Below are 16,387 nucleotides of genomic sequence, written 5' to 3'. Positions count from 1 at the left end.
TTGCGCCCCCACCGTTCAAGCATTGGGCTGAGAGTGTGGCGTGGGAAGAACGGCTTATCCGCGACGGCTGCTCTCTGGAGGCCCTTGCGGATGAGCTGTTGACGTTGAACCGGCCCGTTCCCCTGACCCGCGCGGCCATCTTGCTCAACCGATTGCGAGATGAGGGGCGGCGAGACAACGCTTTGAAACAGGCCTACGCCCAGGTCAGGAACCTGCTGGAACACCACTACGTTTTCGCGGTTTCTTACGCCACGCGGCGGGGCCGTGCCATGTTGCTCGCCGACGACAGCGAAATCACCATGAGCGATCTGCTTCAGCAGTACCTGGCCCAGGTTCGTTGCGAGTTTTCCGAAGCCGCTGAGGTGTCCCGCTCTGAAGTGGAATACCGACTGCTGGAGGCCCTGCACTACGACAGCATGGCAACGGGTGATCATGCCCAGGCCATTGTCACAGCCAAAGAGATGGTGCTGCTGTCCACCGTCGCTCAGGTGCCTGAAATTGAAGAGCGTGCCAGACGCTACTACCGCAGTACAGTTGCGCTGGCCGGGCGCTACCACGAAGACCTCACGGAGCGGCTGAAGGTGTTGCAGCGGCTGACCCCTGCCGATGACGCCTATGCGCGGGAGAAAAAAGGGCTGGCGGTCGCTCAGTTGAATCTGGGCGATCTCGATGGTGCCTGGGCGACAGCGCAGCAAGAACCTGCGCTGCCCATCCATGCCACGGTCATCCAGGCGTTCAGGGGCATTTTCAGTTCAAATGAAACAGCGGACAGCGCCATTCTCGGAGATCAGGTGATCGGTTGGATCGCGCTCTGCTTGCGCCGACTGGCTGAAATCGACGCTTTGCCGCCGTGGCAGGAAAAACAACGCCGCACCGGAGCGCTGACCGCGTTGGCGGTGGTTCAGGAGCAAAAATGGCGCACCGGGATGACGGACCGTCCCTTCATTGCCTGGCTGGAAGCCAAATGCCGTCTTGAGTTGGGCGAGTATGGTCTGGCCCGCCACGCCCTGAACGATATGCCCATGCTCGAACAAGAGGATTTGTTGACCAGGACATTGGTGGCTGGAATGCAGCTCGAACTGGCCCTCACAGATAGCGCGTTTCAGATTCAGTCCGTGACCCGCTCGGAGCAGGAGATCAGAAGCATCTTTGAATACGCCCGGACCCTACGTTACGGGTCTTCTCAGGGGCTTGCGGAGGTGTTCAGGCGCTGGCATCCCCGCCCCGCTGCCTACATGGCGGTGTGTCCAAGCCCAGTATCCGAATTGTTGCCTGCTGCTGAAGCCATCTTAAGATGCCACCAAAAAGCCGAAGCTTACGGCGTGATACTGCCACCAGTGACCACGTTAAACGAATTTCAACGAACCTTCGGACAGCCCCCTGACCGAAGCTCATTGTCCTCCAATGCTCGCTTTCAGTACGGAAAACTGGCGGTTCAACGTGGTGATCTCAGCTATTGGCGGCCTGTGGTCATCGCGGCTCAATTGATCATTGCTCTAGCTCAGGCACAGACACCAGCCCATCAACATATGGCTGTTCGGCTGACCGCTGAATATGGACTCATTCCTGAACATCTGTCTCAACGCTTCGAGCAGCCTGTCCAGCATCTCAGTGAGATCATCCACAACAGGCTGTAAAGCCTAAAAACAGCCCCCGCCATGCGGCGGGGGCAAGTCGGATGGAACAGCTCAGGGGCGAGAGGGCGTTACTTCAGGGCTGTCAGCAGCGCCGCCAGGCCGGTGAGCAGCGTGCCGAGGGCTACGATGATCGCAGCGATCTCAGCGGCTGTCAGTGGCCGACGGGCGCGTTTCGGTGTATTCTTACGTCGGGACATAAGAAATCACCTCCTTTACAGCACCCGGAGTACCAGTCCGGGTGCTGTCGCATGGCCGTGTCTGGTTCCCCCTCAAAACTCCCCGAGCTGTCATGCACCCCGTCCCCCGAAAGGGACGCCTCTACTTTAGCGCGCAGAAGACGGATTTAACACCCTCCAGAGCGGCATTTTAAGGCCACGGTGCCTCACCTGAGAAGACGGCCTAGACCCGAATGAACGTATGGTTCCGGGATGAAGAGTCAGCGCAAGGCAATCAGGTTCTAGGTCATGCGAGATGTGTCGTCAGGCTGGGCCAGATAAAGATGGACGCTGTGGCTTAATTTGCCTTTGCCTCTGCGCTGGGGACTGTGTGTCATGTCCTTGAGCTTCGCCATTTGAAAATCCAACAAAAGCATCCAAGAGGAGTGCGCTCAGCGCTATACGCTATACCTCTGCCGAGCCACAATGTTGTTCCTACCCATACAGCCATACCTGAGTGCTTACGACTAAACTTCTCTGCCATGAATGGTTTAACGCAAAATAGCGCGCCGTGGCCCGCGCTTCCTCCTAACATGAGTACGAGGAGGAGCTGGGTGAACCCCTGAACCGGGCCGATGGCTTTGGAGGCCCGGTTGAGCGAGTGGAGTCTCTCACACCAAGCCTATGGTGAAGACCTTACAAGTCCCTCACAAGTCTGCCGACATCCCCCTGGCCGATCTCCTGACGGAAATTACTCGGTTGACGCTCCTGCTGGATGACCTCCATGCTCAAAGTGAGCAGCAAAGCAGTGGGAGGGGAGATCGTGAGATCTGCAAAACTGCTGCGCTGCTCGACCGGGCTTACGACAGGGCCACCAGGGCGGGCGTTGTCCCAGGCACGGCATACCGGACGAGATTGGCCGATGGCACGGAATACCTGCTGTGCCTCACACAGTGGGGGGTTGAATGCCGTCCTCAGATGGCCGAACAGGTGGCTTAGACCACGCCAGCGGGAAGGGTCAAATCCCTGTTGGGCATAGGTCGAGGCAATCCGAATACGGCGAGTTCGCGCGCATCGATAGGCTGACTCCGGCGCGGCGGATCATAGAGAAACGCGGTTAACTCCTCAACGCCCTCAGGAGGCAGATACGTGAACACTTGAATCTGGTCAAATATCCTACCAGCCACCAACTCCCGGTGCAGCCGACGCAGGGCGGCCAATGTATACCCGTCATGCTGCGCCAGAACCAACACCCGTCTGCCTGGTGGCGTGAAGACCAGCGCCCGTTTGCGGACGGTCAGATCGATGGTGTATCCAGCATTTTCCAGCCGCTGGCCGATGTCGCGCAGGCAGATCGAGTTCATCAGACCGTCGTCCGTGGGCGTGAACGGCCCAGCCATACCCGCCAACCGGCGACCCGGAAACAGGAGGAACAGCGTCTGTCCCAGAGCGGTTTTACGCCGGGTGCAGATGCGTTGGCGGAGCGCCTGGGTGACTAGCTCTTTGCCGAACATGGTTTCGGCCTCAAAGTGCAGTATGGCTCCGAAGCGGTTCATCTCTTTCGCCAGATCGGTAAAGGCTGCCGAACGAAAGACCTTGACGACACTCACGCCGTGAACCTTGCAAACTGCACCCTCAAATCGTGTCTAGCGTATCTTTTCGCCATCGCCGCAACTTTACCACCCCAATGGTTCGACACTGGCCTCTTTGCGACCAACGAGCAATAACATAAATATCCATAGATGCGGACCGTGGACTGTGCTACCATCGTTGTTCAATGGAGGCTACGAATCTGAGTTAGACGACTTAACCGCAGCGTGATATACGAAAAACCCCGCCTGGCAGCGGAGTTCTTCAAACAAACTAGATTCGTTAAGCACAAGGGCCAGCAACACCCGCAGCTTAACGGATAAGGCCCCTTTTTGCAAGCCGGGAGAAGCCATGTCCGAACTGCCCCCCAGTGGGGCGACGTTCAGCGCGCCGGCCCATCTGTTCATCAAAACAGAACGCGCCGCCCTGTCCGCCGCCGAGCAGCCCTTTCAAGCTGCCGCCTTCGTCAATCACAATCAGCCCAAAGACTTCAAGCGCCGTGAATTCCACCGGGCAGACAACCCTCCTACGAAGTTGGAGTCTCGTCTGGACCTCCCTCCAAAGGCCTCCACCTCTGGACTAGAACCACACAGCTTCTTGCTGTTTGATTTTTCATTCCAAAGCCCGTCAGCACGCCAGCAAGGGATCGTAGGCTTGCCGTGCCTCTCATGGCCTGCTGGTGGTCTGGAATGACTGCCTCACGACTGACGCCGGAGCGCCTCGCCACCGAGGCCACCCGGCGGGCCTTTCTGGATGCCCAGGTGGCGGCCCTGCGAGCAGGCCATCCAGAGGCTGCACCGCGCTCCCCGATCTGCCCAGCGCCGCTCGCCACTCGCCTCCCGATTGACCCCACCGAAGCGCTGAAGGCCGTCGGCCTATACCGCAAGAGCATCCGCGCCAAACCCGTGCTGAGCGGCTATACGCCCACCAAGACCTTCTGGCCCGTCGCCTTCCCGTACAAAGCCGGACAGCACCTGACCAAACTGAGTCGCAGCGTCTCCCGCGACTGGCGCATGATCCTGACCAGCATCAGCACCACCAGCCTGGCCGGTGGACGCCTGACCAGCTCGCAGGGCCTGAACCTGATCCGCATCGTGGAGGAGTTACGAAAGCACTGTTACCTGAAGGTGAGCGAGGACGGGCGGCCCCTCCAATCCCGTGAGCAGGTGGTGCAGATGGTGGGCGGGCGCTTCTGCTTTGCCCGCGAGTGCGGTATGAGCGAGGCCACCTTCTACCGTGCCCTGAAGCACCCGCTGGCGCATCTGTGGCTCAGGAGCCAGAAGGTGCAGCGCATCGATCAGGACACGGCGGCCCGGCGCAACGCCGCCACCCTGTTCAGCGTCAGCCTGTACGAGCCGGTGATCCCAGAGGACCTGGAAGCCGCCTTTTTCGCCGAGAGCGTGCAGGAGGCTGAGATTTTCGTCGTGCCAGACTTTACCTTTCAACTTGACAGGACTAAAGGAAGCTCAACCACTACCCAAAAACAAAGGGATTGTGGAAAACCCGAAGGGGGCTTTGGAGCTTCCTCAGCGGAAACAGCAAGAGAAGACCTGCTGCGCTGCCTGGACGGCGCGGCACTGATCGCCCGTGCTGGCGAGCGGGGAACCCTTTCCCCCAACCTTGATTCAGTGACCAACAGCCTGGAGGGTTGTCTAGACAGATTGCGGAATGCCAATCCTCAGTTCTGGGAATTTGCCGTGCAGATCGCCATTCACCACGACGATCCGGCCACCCATGCGGTGGCCGCCATCGGGTTCTACAAAGCTTTGGTTCATCTGGGGGTCAAGACGGTGCGGCGCTGCATCCAGCGGTTGGAGAAGTGGCGGCTGAAGGGGCAGAAGATCGAGACGCCGGGGCGACTGCTGATGCATCTGCTCAACGAGAAGGCGCGGGCGGCCACTGGATTTAACATCCATGACCTGGGGACCGAACCCGGAGGAGTGGTCGCGTGATGGCCTCCGACGCTACCCGCCACAATGCCCCCTATGAGTGACCTGCATTTCCTGGGCCTGGGGGGCACCGACGAGGTGGGGGCCAGCAGCTACCTGTACCGCCTGGCCGAGGGCAACCTCCTGATCGACGCCGGGGCACGCCCCGGCTCCATCGGGGAGGCCGCGTTGCCCCAGCTCGGTCTGCTGACGGACCATCCGCCTGCCGCGATGATCCTGACCCACGCGCACCTCGATCACGTCGGCGCGCTGCCGGTGGTGGTGCGCCGTTTCCCGAAGCTCAACATCTACTGCACCGAGGCCACCGCCCGCATCGCCACCCTCGTCCTGGGCGACACCCTCAAGGTCACCACCATGCAGGGCCAGCCACTGTTCTCAGAAGGGGAGATGAAGCGCACCCTCGAACGACTGCGGCCTGTTCCGTACTTTATGCGCGTCAGTGACCACGGCTTCGCCTTCACGCTGTTCCCGAGCGGCCACCTCCTCGGAGCGGCCAGCGTGCTGATCGAGAGTGGGGGCCGTGCCATGTTCCACACCGGGGATGTCAGCAACATCTCCACGCCCGTGGTGGACGCCGCGTGGCTGCCCGCCACCGTGACGCCCGTCGATGCGGTGGTGTCCGAGAGCACCTACGGCGACACCCTGCTGCCCAGCCGCAAGGAGCAGGTCAGGGCGTTCGTGACGGCCATCGGGGAGACGTTGCGCGGGGGCGGCCGGGTGCTGATCCCGTCCTTTGCCCTGGGCCGCGCGCAGGAGATCACCCAAATCCTGCAGACGGCGATGGTCAGCGGGCTGCTGCCGAGTGTTCCGATCCACCTGGACGGGCTGACCCGGGGCATCACCGAGGCCTACGAGGACATGCTGCCGCTGTTGCCCGAGGCGCTGCAGAACCGCAGCAAGGTCAGCAAGCAGCAGCCCTTCCTAACCGGCACGGTCAACCTCGTCAAGGATCGGCGGGAGCGCGAGGGCATCCTGGCCTCGGAGCGCCCCGCCGTGGTGATCGCCTCGTCGGGCATGCTGCACGCGGGGGCGAGTCCCCAGTACGCCCGGGCGTGGCTGCCTCACGCCGAGAACGCGCTGTTCGTCGTCGGCTACCAGGATGCCGAGAGTCCGGGGCGGCGGCTCCTCGAACTGCAACAGGGCGGCGAGGTGATGTTGCCCGCCGCAAGAGGTGAGGGCTTCGAGCCGGTGTCGGCGTACTCGCGCGTCGAGCGCTTCTACCTGTCGGCGCATGCGGATCGGGGCGGGCTGCTGGGCATGATCGCGCGGTATCAGCCGGGCAAGGTCATCCTGACCCACGGCGAGCTGCGGGCGCGCAGCAACCTGGCCGGCTACCTGAACAGCAAGCACGATGTCGGGCTGCCCGCAGCGGGCGAGCTGGTGCCGCTCAAAGACAGTGGGAAGCGCCGGGGCTCATTCATCAACACGGCCCCCAGGAAGCTCGAGGCCCTCAAAGAGCGCCACGCCCGGACGACGGTCAACGTGCGTTATGACCCCGAGACGCACGAGGTGCGCATCGCGCTGCCGGACACGTTGGACGGGACGCTGTTCGGAGAGGGCGACTACACCCTGGAAGTCCTGCGTGGCAAGACCAGCCGGATCAAGCTGCGCGAGCATGACGCCGAGGCCATGGAGGGGCACCGTCAGGCCGAGGAAGACCGCACTGCTGAGAAGACGCTGGCCTAGTCGCGATGGGCCGCGCCGTGCTCATCTAGGGACATCGGCTGGAAGGCGGAGGTGGAAAGATACGGGAGGATCCCAGGTGCTGGCGGCGCAACTGGCCCGCGTGGATGTGGACCGGCAGGAGTGAGTGGCGCTTAAACGGCCCACTGCGCTGCTGAAGGTCTGACTTCGAGCGGCGTGTCCTCCGGCGCAGCCGGCGCGCCGGCTGCGCCGCCAGTCTCAGGCAGGCTTGAGGAGGGCTGCTCCACCTGAACAGCCAGGCTGAACAGGCGGCCAGCCAGATACGTCAGCGCGTCGTTGCGCACGGCGTCCCTCCCGAGGTGACCCAGGACGCGGTCCGCGACCAGGCGGCATTCGTCCGCGGTGAGCGGTGGACTGCGGCGTCGGCCCACAGTCTGAAGGTCCTGGTGGTGCGTCATGGTCTCAGTATGTGCTCATCCGGTTGACTGGAAGATGACGGCGCTGTCTGGTTTGACCTGGATAAAACCTGGAGCTTCCCTGGCCCATGTTTGCAACAGTGGAGCAGGGGCACCTGGCGGCCCACCACAGCCTGCGGCGGACACGAAAGTGAGCCGAAAAGCGGGGGTGGATTGGGTAGGGTAGACATGGGCTTCACTGCTTGTGCGTCACACCTATCCCACCCCCCTTCGGAGGTTGCATGAACCGTCTCACATCTTTGCTGGCCCTGCTCGCAGTTTCGACGACTTTTGCCCAACCCTCTCCGGTGCCTTCCCCTGCGGACCTCGCCCGGGAGCGTGAACTGACCCAGCGTGCCCTGGGCAGCGATTACGGGCCGAGCGGCATTCAGGTCAAGCTGCTCGTCGGCCAGCTGCCGCCCCAACCGCTCGGTCCCCTGCCTGGCCTGCCCTCAGGGCGCCTGGTGGGCAGCGTGGTCCGGACCAGCAGCGATTCCGACTTCCCCAACTCACAGACCATCTTCTTCGACAGTTCAGCCTCGCCCGCTCAGGTGCGGGCGGGCCTGCAAAGCGCCCTCAAGACCCTGGGCTGGACCCCTTTCAAAGGCGATTTTAGGCCTTCCCAGGAGGGAGGGTTCCAATCGGCCGAGGACATGGGCTCTCTGGCGTACTACCGCCTGGAGCAACTGGTCAGCTTCAGCGCTTATATCGGGCGGGCAGGAGGGATGACCCAGGTGACGCTGAACCTCAACAAGAACCGGAACCTGCGCGAAGAGATTCAGTTCCGGGAGAGATCAGACGCGGGCTCCCGGAGCAATCTTCCGGTGCTGCGGCCGCCGGGCGGGACCACGGTTCAGCCGAGCGGTGGGGGTGGGGGCGGCGGCAGCTGGAGCAGCTTCGCCTCAGTCCAGTCCTCCCTGAACGCCGTGCAGCTGCTGGACGCTTACGGCGTCCAGCTCAAGGCCGCCGGTTGGACGCCTTTGAACCAGAGCACGACGGGCAAGACGGTCACAAGCCTGTGGCGTTTTGTGGACCAGGACAAGAACACGTTGACTGGCGTGCTGACCTTGCAAGAGACCGCGCCTGGGCGGTACTCGGCGCAGCTTGCCAGTCTGGCCTTCAGGAACTGAGGGCTTGCTCAGGCGCCGCATGATGGACAGACCGGAGGGACGCGGATGAGCGCAGTGTCGGAGCTGTGGCCGGTCAATCTTCCCCGCCTGGGCACGGATCCGGTCGGGAAGTTCGTGGGGCTGTCGGAGCTGTCGCAACGGATTTACCTGACGGCCCTGCGAGAGGTTGCGGGAGGTGAAGGGGGGGAACTGGGCGAGCTGCTGCACCAGTTGCGAACGGACCGGCGAAGCCGCCACTTGGTGGCCCGGCTAGAACGTTCTTGAGGGCTTGAGCCAGGGCTGGGCTTTGGCGATCTTGCCCCAGCAGTCGCTGATGCGGGCGCAGTGGCCACCGAAGCAGCAGCTTTCAACGTCTTCGCGGGAGCAGCCTTCTCCTTTTTCTTCATCCTGCCCGTCTGAACGATCCATGGTTCTGGACGCAAGTCCTCAACTTGCCCGCAAGCCCTCCAGCGCCCTCGGCAGAATGAAGGTGGACAGTGGCCCCACCGCCCCCACCAGTTCTCCACTGCCCAGCTCAAATCGCAAGTCCTGTTCCCCCAGCTTCAACCGGACCATCGACTTGCCCACCCGGATCTTTCTGGCGAATTGCACCCGCGCCAGGGGCGAGTCGAACACGCAGACCGGCACGCCACGCCCACCCCCCACCGGCTGCGCCAGCCGCGCGAGCGCCGCCGCCTGCTCGTACACCCGCAAGTGATCCTCATGCACGGCCACCACCGCCTCACGCGTGCCAGACAGCGCTTGCAGGCCCGTCAACGCCCAGACCCGCACCAGGGCGCGGTCCTCCTCCGCCAGCGCGAGCAACCGCTCGCGCACCGTTTCCCGCCCCAGCATGACGTCGCCCCCGAATAGGGGATCCGCCCCTCCTGGCCGAACGATCCTGGGCGCAGTCTGGACGTTGGGTTTCCGTACCGTTTTTGCCCGTCCAGCCTGGGCAGGCTGGTTGGCGGGCCGGGTGGCACCCGGCTGCGGCGCATTCAGCAGTTCACCTGGCTTCACGAAGTCCTGCTGTGCCCACGCTTCCTTCCCATACGCGAAACGCAGCACCTGCTGCGCCCGCGTCACCGCCACGAACTGCACCGCCCGCTCCTCATCTGCGTCCCCCTGCGCGAGCGGCATCAGTTCCGGGTACAGGATCGTCACGCGCGGCCACTCCTTGCCTTTCGCCCGGTGCACCGACGCCAGCAGGACGTCCGCGTCCGCATCCTCCCGGCATAACGCCCTCAGCAGCCCCAGCGCCCCTTCCAGCGTGCCCTCCCCCGACGCCCGGGACACCACCCACGCCAGATACCGCAAGCAGCGGGCGAGGTCATACAGTTCCGTGCGCTGCTGCCGGGCTGCCCGGTCCCCTTCCGCCGCCCGCTGCTTAAGCGGCTCGTCCAGCGGGGCCAGGTACGCCCGCGCCAGTTCGGTCACGTCGTCATTGCAAAACGAACCGTGCGCGGGCAAGGCCGCCATCAACGCCTCCCGCAACCTGACTTCCAGATCCCGGCCCACCACGCTGACACTCACGCGCCGGGTCATCAGTTCCAGGGCCAGCCGGATCAGGGGCGCGTTTGTGCGGCACAGCACCGTATCGCCCCGCTCGTAGGTGGCCGTCTCCGCGCTGACATGCTCGATCACGCCGGGCGGGGCTTGCGGGGCCGGTTGAATGAAGGAGCTGTACGCTCGCGCGTACCGCACCACTTCCCGTGGACAGCGAAACGACACGGACAGCGGCAATTCCACGGCCCCCACGGCAGCCTTCAGGCGGCTCAGGGCGGCCGGATCGGCGCCGGCCCACAGATAGATGCTCTGATCGCTGTCGCCTACGAAGATCAATCGTCCTGCGTCCGTGGTGTCAGGCAGGCCAAGCAGGTGCTGCACGAACTGTTGGCGGAGCGGGGTAAGGTCTTGCGCCTCATCCACCAGGGCCAGGCGCAGGCTGTGGTGGCCGTAGCCGTGACGGACTGGGAGCCAGAGCATGTCCGTGTAGTCCGCGCTGCGGGCGTCGGCCCACAGCCGGTTACCGGCTTCATGCATGGTGGGGATCAGGTCCTGGAGTTCGTGGGAGTGGCCACGCCAGTCACTGCGGGCCGCGAGGCGTTCGGCGTCGGTCTGAGTGAGGGTCAGAAGGCCTTCCTCGCGGGCGATGTCCCAGGCGCGTGCGGCGGCGTACAGGGGGGAGCGGGGACCGCGCAGGACGCGGGCAGCCACCTGTCGGCCCTTATCGCGAACCAGTTCCAGCCCTACCGTCTGGCTGTTGAGTAACCCCAGGCCGTGGGCGTGCAGGGTGCGGGCGCGGACCTGACGGGGCAGGCGGGGTTGCAGGTCAGCGACGGCGTGCTTGTTGTACGCGAAGTAGACGCCCGGCTGCCCGAGCTGCCAGGCAGCTTCGAGCAGGGTGGTGGTCTTGCCGGCTCCGGCGGTGGCACGCAGGAAGATATGGGCGGGCGTCGTGGTGACGCACGACAGGAAGGCGCGCTGCTCGGGCGTGAAATTGGGTGGGATCGCGCGCCGATTCACTGTGGCCTCCTGGAGGCAGGATAAGCCAGACCAGCGTGACGGAGCGGGGGGTGAGGGGGGTTCTGACGGCTGAGTTAACGCCGCGGGTGCACGAACAGTCTGAGTCGGGGAGGCAGCGCGGTTGAGAGACGTCTTCGTTGAAACTGCTCCGCCTCAGCTGATCAGGTTCGACTACCGCCCTGGTCCACCCCGACGCTTGTGCCGGTACATCGCTCCATCGGCGCGCGACAGCCAGGCGTCCGCTGCCTCCCCAGCCCTCCAGCGCGCCGTCCCCACGCTGGCCGCCGCTCCTGGATGGCTCGCCCGCACCCTCTGCGTCACCGTCTCGACGATGGTCTCGGCGGAGAGGGCGCCGTCCGGCAACAGCAGCGCGAACTCATCTCCGCTGATGCGGTACACCCCCCCGTGCTCCCCGGCCTGCCCGGCAAAGCCCTCGGCAAAGCGGCGCAGCAGATCGTCCCCCGCTGCGTGCCCCAGGCGGTCATTCACCCCCTTGAGGCCATCCACGTCGATGACTGCCAGCTGCCCCGCCCACGCGCCCGTCACAGTCCCCTCCAGAGCGAGTTCTAATGCCCGGCGGTTGGGCAGCCCGGTCAGCGCATCGCGGTGGGCCAACTCGTGCAGGGCCTGCGCCCGCCCCTGGCTGTGGGCCAGCTGGTCCCGGAAACTGCTGAACAAACGCAGCACCGTGATCAGTGCCCCGTGCGCCACCAGCAGGGTAACCGGCAGGGTCACGCCGTCGAAGGGTCCGGTCTGGCCCAGCGTGCGCCAGCCGTGCGGCAGCGCGGTGAGCACCAGCACAGCCAGGGTGCCCGCCGCCGTGCGTGCCGCCGCCAGTGGGGACAGTTGCATGAACAGGGAGACGTACAGGGTGGTCAGGTGCAGCAACACGGCCAGGCGGACCATCCCGGTGGCCGGGTGGCCGGGCAGCAGGTACAGCCCCGTGACCCAGGCCAGCAACAGGATCACGGCGTAGACCCGCCCGGCATGGACCAGCAGGGCCCCACGCGCAAAAGGTGGACCGGCCAGGGCCAGGCCGCTGTAGACCATGACGAACACCAGCAGGGCCACGTAGGGCGGGGCGGCCAGACGCAGGGCGATCAGGATCACCAGCCCGGCGGACGCAGAGAACAGCGGGACCCAGCGCAGCAGGCGGACCGGATCAAGGAGATGCAGCGGCGTCTGGCCGGGTTCAAACTCAGGCTGGGAGGGAAAGCGCGGGGACAGATCAGGCATGGGAGGGAGGCACCTCGGTAGGCAACGGGTGGGGAGAGCCTCAACCAGGCATGCTGCACTGGATCTCAGACTGAGCTGGAGGGGAGCTATTTTCGGCTTGGGGAAACCTTACACCTGGGTTCCTGATCAGGTCTTAGCGGCGGCTGAAGATGGGTTGAGCCGTGCTGATCAGGGACCGACGGTATGGGCAGGCAGGAAATACTCTCGGTGGGGTGCGCCGGGGGTGCTCTCCTCAGGGCTCCCGAGCGGGCTGAGCGCAAGGTCAGGAGCAAGGCGCACCACCGGCCCACCAGGAAGGCCGCCCTGCCCACCACAGAGGGCGAGGATCGCCCCATCGGTCCCGCCGTGTGGCTGCTGGACGCCTACGAGGAGCAGGACGCCCAGGCGAAGGCGGAGCGGGCCAAGGTCTTCGTGAAAGAGCGGGTGCAGGGTCAGCCGTTGCCGCGCCTGGAAGAACTGCTGGACCTCGAAGCGTTCCGCCCGAAACGGGGCCGGGGAGCCGGGACGGCTGACAGAGGGTGAATCCTGCGAATGCCGAATTCTGGCTGCATAGCGTCCTGGCCCCTCTCTTCGACGGCCTGCGCTCACCGCGCCTAGATTCTTCTTGAGCTGGAAGGCCGATGAACACGGCGGTTCAAGCTTTCAAAGCCTCTATCAGTTACGCTGAGGCCATGCACAAAGTCACGTTGATCCTTGCCTTCGCCCTCAGTCCTCTCGCTGCGGCTGGCGGCTCAGGTGGCCCCGCGCCGGTCATCCAGCCCCCCCAGCGTGTGAACACCACGCTGAACTTCGGGGATTTCACGAGTGCGGCGCAGTGGACCTACCCCGCCGCGCAGACCGGGAAGCTGCCCGCCGTCCTGCTGATTCATGGGTCCACCCCTGCCGACATGGATTTCACCGTCACCGGCCCCGACGGCAAGGTGCTCAGCCGCATCTTCGCGGACCTCTCACAGGGCCTGAGTACTCAGGGGATCGCGGTGCTGCGCTACAACAAGCATTACGTCAGCGGTCCCGGCAAGGTGGATTACCAGAGCTTTTACACCAAGGCTGACCTGAACACCTTCCTCAAGGACGCCGAGACGGCCCTGAACGCCATCAAGGCCAACCCACGGGTTGATCCGGAGCGCATCTATGTGTACGGCTGGAGCGAGGGCAGCACTGTCGCCGCCGCCCTGGTGAACAACCACCCAGAAGTCGCGGGGCTGATCTTGCAAGCGCCTGTGACGCTGCCGTGGGCGGACCTGTTCGACAAACAGCTCACGGACGTGCAACTGCCGTACCTGAAGCAGGTGGTACCGGGGGGGCTGACCAACCAGAATCTGACCGTGGCATACACCGGCCCGGGGGGTCTGGTCGCCCGCAGTGCCCTGACCTTCGCCCTGAACCAGGAGGGCCTGGCCGCCGGGAAGTACGAACTGAACCTGGCCGCTTACGATCTGAACAGGAACGGGGTCGTGGAGCTGGACAGCGAGTACCTGCCGGGCGCGCGCGCTGTTCTGAAGTCCCTGATCGAAACTCCACAGGCCCCCCTCAACATCTACTCCCGCGCCCGTGCCCTGCCGGTCACGACCGCCCAGGCTCCCTCGATCAAGGTGCCGGTGCTGATCCTGCAAGGCCAGAACGACGCGAACACGCCCGCGAAGTACCTGAACGCCCTGACCGACGCCCTGAGGAGCAGCGGCGTCCCGACCACCGTGAAGCTGTACCCCGGCCTGGGCCACAGCCTCGGGAAGGCCCCCAGTATCGTTCAGGACAACTTCCAGCCCATCGAGACGCAGACCATCAACGACACGGCGGACTGGATCAAGGGACGCTGAACAACCCCGGCAGAGCTGCTTCGGCGGAATGTGCCCAGACGCCTTCCAAGCCCAGAGACCGATGAACACGGCACTCCAGGCCCTAAATAGCGTTCTCTGATAAGGCAGGTGAGGAGAGAAAATTTCTTCAGCGCAGTGGTTCAACCTGAAGCTGCTGAACTGACACCGCGCTGGGGTGGAGACCAGTGGTCAGGGCAGGGGCAATGCGGAGATCAGTTTCTAATCGTCGAACTCGATTTCCACTTTGTACTGCCCATTCTTGAGCTTCACGTCCAGCTCGATGTTGTTGGCCTTGCCCGTTCCCTTGCTCAGATTGGCCTTGAGGTCCGTACCGCCGTCCTCGGCTTTGCTGTTTTCCACCTTGAAGCCCTGCTTGACCAGGAAATCGCGGTAGTAGTTGAAGACTTTTTGCAGGCCGTCGCTGCTCTGGAAGTACAGTTCGTACTCGTCGTCATCCGAGGAGACGACGAGCTGGGTGGCCCCTGGATAGTTTGGAACGGTCAGTCCCTGCCAGGCGCTGGGCTGGGCTGGGGTGGCCGAGGTGGTGGGGGCAGGCGTGGTGCCCTGGGCCGCCGCGTAGGGCAGCCCAGCGAGCAGGATGGAGGTGAGGAGGACAAGTTTTTTCATGTGGCCACTTTGGCGTTGAAGATGGTCAGTTGTGTGTGGGAGCCGTAAAACGGCCTTGAAAGCCCTTTGATTCGCGGCAGGTCTGACGGCCTTCCTGGCCCTGGGAGTGATGGACGCCTCGTTCTCCCTGGATAGCCTGACCCTGACGAAGGCCCGATTGTTATCCAACTCGGATGCGAGGTTAAGTTTTGCCATCTGACATGTCCACCCTGATCTGCGTCGTGGACAATGTTGCTTGCACGAACCGCAGAGCAGACGTCAGCCGTGAAACAGACGCGGACGCCTCAGTGGGGTCCCATCCCATCGCGCGTGCTTCTTCTGGGTCAGTACGGGCATGGATCAAGGGAGAAGCGGTTGGAGGCGCGCGAGGCCAGAATTTTCAATCCCTCGTGAGGGGCACGAGGACTATGGATTTCGCATTCCGCCCTCTTCTTTCAAATTTCAGGAAACCGCATACTGATCGACCTGGTTTGCATCCTCACGGGCAACCAGCAAGGAGAACAAGCGTGATTCAAAGAGAGTTTGGCTTTGCCTTCGGTCTGAGCGCCATCGCCCTGGTGCTGGCGACGTGGTACGGCTTCAGCGTCGGCGGCATCAGCACAGCCCTGAATTTCCTGGTCATCGCCGTGGTGCTGGGCGTCATGGAAGTGTCCCTCAGCTTCGATAACGCGGTGGTCAACGCCTCGGTCCTCAAGAACATGACCGAGAAGTGGCAGCGCCGCTTTCTGGTCTGGGGCATCCTGATCGCCGTCGTGGGGATGCGGCTGATCTTCCCGATTGCCATCGTCGCCATCACGGCGGGCCTCGGCTTCGGCGAGGTGGCCAGTCTGGCCCTGAACGATTCCACCCGCTACGGCGAGTACCTGGAGCAGGCCGAGGTGGTGATCAGCGCCTTCGGGGGCATCTTCCTGCTGATGGTGGCCCTGAATTACCTGATGGACCCCGAGAAGGACGAACATTGGCTGACGGGCTTCGAGCGCCGCCTGGCCGGGCTGGGCAAGCTGGACACCATCCAAGCCCTGATCGCAGGCGTGGTGTTGCTGTCGGTCACGCACTTTTTCGTGGCCCCTGCCGAGCAACTCTCGGCGGTCACGGCGGGCATGGTAGGTCTGCTGATTTATCTCGCCATGAACGCTATCGGCGGCCTGTTTGACCCCAATGACATGGCGGCCAAGGCGGGCGCGGCAGGTCTGACGGCCTTCCTTTACCTGGAAGTGCTGGACGCGTCTTTCTCGCTGGACGGTGTGATCGGCGCTTTCGCCGTGACCAAAGAAATCGTGATCATCTCGGCGGGGCTGGCGATTGGTGCGGTCTTCGTGCGTTCGCTGACGCTGTTCCTGGTGCATCAGGGGACGCTGGCGCGGTACCGCTTTCTGGAACATGGAGCGCACTACGGCATCCTGGCGCTGGCCATCATCATGCTCAGCAGCACTAACCGCAACGTGCATATCCCAGAACTGGTTACTGGATTGATCGGCGTGACATTTATCGCGGCGGCCATCTGGTCCAGCGTGCGCGCCAACAAGCGCGAGCTGGCCGAGGGGAAATCTCAAGTGAACTGAGCGCGGGGCTGGATAGGCTGTGGAGAAAGCGAGAGCGCTTTCTCCACAGCTTTTTTGGACTTCCCCGCCTGAAGATGGAA

15 protein-coding genes are annotated in these 16,387 nt (G+C 63.6%); 9 read left to right on the top strand and 6 right to left on the bottom strand.

The features are described 5' to 3' along the window. The first annotated feature begins 35 nt into the window (after positions 1–35). Positions 36–1,637 (top strand): hypothetical protein, encoded by a 1,602-nt coding sequence (locus HNQ08_RS23190; protein WP_184137354.1) that lies wholly within the window; start codon positions 36–38, stop codon positions 1,635–1,637. 68 nt (positions 1,638–1,705) lie between these two features. On the opposite strand, the gene HNQ08_RS28015 is transcribed toward HNQ08_RS23190, so the two are convergent. Beyond that, on the bottom strand, positions 1,706–1,834 hold the full coding sequence (locus HNQ08_RS28015) for a hypothetical protein (protein ID WP_268240030.1): 129 nt from the start codon (positions 1,832–1,834) through the stop codon (positions 1,706–1,708). 953 nt (positions 1,835–2,787) lie between these two features. After that, the gene (locus tag HNQ08_RS23185; protein WP_184137352.1) at positions 2,788–3,402 is read right to left on the bottom strand and encodes a hypothetical protein; all 615 of its coding nucleotides are present in this window, start codon (positions 3,400–3,402) and stop codon (positions 2,788–2,790) included. Positions 3,403–3,733: 331 nt separating this feature from the next. On the opposite strand from HNQ08_RS23185, the gene HNQ08_RS23180 reads away from it, so the two are divergent. Genes HNQ08_RS23180 through HNQ08_RS23170 form a run of 3 tightly spaced genes read left to right on the top strand, consistent with a single transcriptional unit; the run spans position 3,734 to position 7,017 of the window. Then, a complete protein-coding gene (locus tag HNQ08_RS23180; RefSeq protein ID WP_184137351.1) occupies positions 3,734–4,075 on the top strand; it encodes a hypothetical protein in 342 nt (113 codons plus the stop codon). Beyond that, positions 4,072–5,334, top strand: a complete 1,263-nt coding sequence (locus tag HNQ08_RS23175) for a hypothetical protein (protein WP_184137349.1) — start codon at positions 4,072–4,074, stop codon at positions 5,332–5,334. Before HNQ08_RS23180 ends, HNQ08_RS23175 begins: the two co-directional genes overlap by 4 nt. Positions 5,335–5,367: 33 nt before the next feature. Beyond that, positions 5,368–7,017: an MBL fold metallo-hydrolase gene (locus HNQ08_RS23170; RefSeq protein ID WP_184137346.1), complete on the top strand. Its 1,650-nt coding sequence runs from the start codon at positions 5,368–5,370 to the stop codon at positions 7,015–7,017. A 131-nt stretch (positions 7,018–7,148) separates the two neighbouring features. Here the strand turns inward: HNQ08_RS23170 and HNQ08_RS23165 are convergent, their stop codons facing one another. Beyond that, positions 7,149–7,433: a hypothetical protein gene (locus HNQ08_RS23165; RefSeq protein WP_184137344.1), complete on the bottom strand. Its 285-nt coding sequence runs from the start codon at positions 7,431–7,433 to the stop codon at positions 7,149–7,151. A gap of 239 nt (positions 7,434–7,672) precedes the next feature. On the opposite strand from HNQ08_RS23165, the gene HNQ08_RS23160 reads away from it, so the two are divergent. Together HNQ08_RS23160 and HNQ08_RS23155 are read left to right on the top strand one after the other, a co-directional pair. Then, on the top strand, positions 7,673–8,560 hold the full coding sequence (locus HNQ08_RS23160) for a hypothetical protein (RefSeq protein WP_184137341.1): 888 nt from the start codon (positions 7,673–7,675) through the stop codon (positions 8,558–8,560). A 45-nt stretch (positions 8,561–8,605) separates the two neighbouring features. Further along, positions 8,606–8,824: a hypothetical protein gene (locus tag HNQ08_RS23155; protein ID WP_184137339.1), complete on the top strand. Its 219-nt coding sequence runs from the start codon at positions 8,606–8,608 to the stop codon at positions 8,822–8,824. Between the two features lie 162 nt (positions 8,825–8,986). Here HNQ08_RS23155 and HNQ08_RS23150 read toward each other — a convergent pair whose 3' ends face one another. Together HNQ08_RS23150 and HNQ08_RS28010 are read right to left on the bottom strand one after the other, a co-directional pair. Then, positions 8,987–11,065: a UvrD-helicase domain-containing protein gene (locus tag HNQ08_RS23150; protein WP_184137337.1), complete on the bottom strand. Its 2,079-nt coding sequence runs from the start codon at positions 11,063–11,065 to the stop codon at positions 8,987–8,989. A gap of 171 nt (positions 11,066–11,236) precedes the next feature. Continuing rightward, complete coding sequence (locus HNQ08_RS28010; protein ID WP_184137334.1) at positions 11,237–12,301, bottom strand: GGDEF domain-containing protein; 1,065 nt, start codon at positions 12,299–12,301, stop codon at positions 11,237–11,239. 183 nt (positions 12,302–12,484) lie between these two features. Here HNQ08_RS28010 and HNQ08_RS23140 point away from each other — a divergent pair, with 183 nt between their 5' ends. Further along, positions 12,485–12,823 (top strand): hypothetical protein, encoded by a 339-nt coding sequence (locus tag HNQ08_RS23140; RefSeq protein ID WP_184137332.1) that lies wholly within the window; start codon positions 12,485–12,487, stop codon positions 12,821–12,823. Positions 12,824–12,972: 149 nt separating this feature from the next. Further along, entirely contained in the window at positions 12,973–14,118 is a 1,146-nt protein-coding gene (locus HNQ08_RS23135) for an alpha/beta hydrolase family protein (protein ID WP_184137330.1), read from the top strand. A gap of 219 nt (positions 14,119–14,337) precedes the next feature. On the opposite strand, the gene HNQ08_RS23130 is transcribed toward HNQ08_RS23135, so the two are convergent. Next, positions 14,338–14,745 carry a hypothetical protein gene (locus tag HNQ08_RS23130; RefSeq protein WP_179164763.1) on the bottom strand — a complete coding sequence of 136 codons (408 nt, stop codon included), beginning with the start codon at positions 14,743–14,745 and terminating at the stop codon, positions 14,338–14,340. Positions 14,746–15,251: 506 nt separating this feature from the next. Between HNQ08_RS23130 and HNQ08_RS23125 the strand changes: the two genes are divergently transcribed. Continuing rightward, complete coding sequence (locus tag HNQ08_RS23125; RefSeq protein WP_229790193.1) at positions 15,252–16,307, top strand: DUF475 domain-containing protein; 1,056 nt, start codon at positions 15,252–15,254, stop codon at positions 16,305–16,307. The last annotated feature ends 80 nt before the right edge of the window (positions 16,308–16,387 follow it).

The sequence above is a fragment of the Deinococcus humi genome (assembly GCF_014201875.1).
Taxonomy (GTDB): domain Bacteria; phylum Deinococcota; class Deinococci; order Deinococcales; family Deinococcaceae; genus Deinococcus; species Deinococcus humi.
This window is presented reverse-complemented; position numbering and strand designations above follow the sequence as displayed.

Excerpts from the sequence above, each read along its gene's own strand:
- HNQ08_RS23175 (WP_184137349.1), top strand. The coding sequence starts at position 4,072 with ATGACTGCCTCACGACTGACGCCGGAGCGCCTCGCCACCGAGGCCACC.
- HNQ08_RS23135 (WP_184137330.1), top strand. The coding sequence starts at position 12,973 with ATGCACAAAGTCACGTTGATCCTTGCCTTCGCCCTCAGTCCTCTCGCT.
- HNQ08_RS23180 (WP_184137351.1), top strand. The coding sequence starts at position 3,734 with ATGTCCGAACTGCCCCCCAGTGGGGCGACGTTCAGCGCGCCGGCCCAT.
- HNQ08_RS23155 (WP_184137339.1), top strand. The coding sequence starts at position 8,606 with ATGAGCGCAGTGTCGGAGCTGTGGCCGGTCAATCTTCCCCGCCTGGGC.
- HNQ08_RS28010 (WP_184137334.1), bottom strand. The coding sequence starts at position 12,301 with ATGCCTGATCTGTCCCCGCGCTTTCCCTCCCAGCCTGAGTTTGAACCC.
- HNQ08_RS23160 (WP_184137341.1), top strand. The coding sequence starts at position 7,673 with ATGAACCGTCTCACATCTTTGCTGGCCCTGCTCGCAGTTTCGACGACT.
- HNQ08_RS28015 (WP_268240030.1), bottom strand. The coding sequence starts at position 1,834 with ATGTCCCGACGTAAGAATACACCGAAACGCGCCCGTCGGCCACTGACA.
- HNQ08_RS23165 (WP_184137344.1), bottom strand. The coding sequence starts at position 7,433 with ATGACGCACCACCAGGACCTTCAGACTGTGGGCCGACGCCGCAGTCCA.
- HNQ08_RS23170 (WP_184137346.1), top strand. The coding sequence starts at position 5,368 with ATGAGTGACCTGCATTTCCTGGGCCTGGGGGGCACCGACGAGGTGGGG.
- HNQ08_RS23140 (WP_184137332.1), top strand. The coding sequence starts at position 12,485 with ATGGGCAGGCAGGAAATACTCTCGGTGGGGTGCGCCGGGGGTGCTCTC.
- HNQ08_RS23130 (WP_179164763.1), bottom strand. The coding sequence starts at position 14,745 with ATGAAAAAACTTGTCCTCCTCACCTCCATCCTGCTCGCTGGGCTGCCC.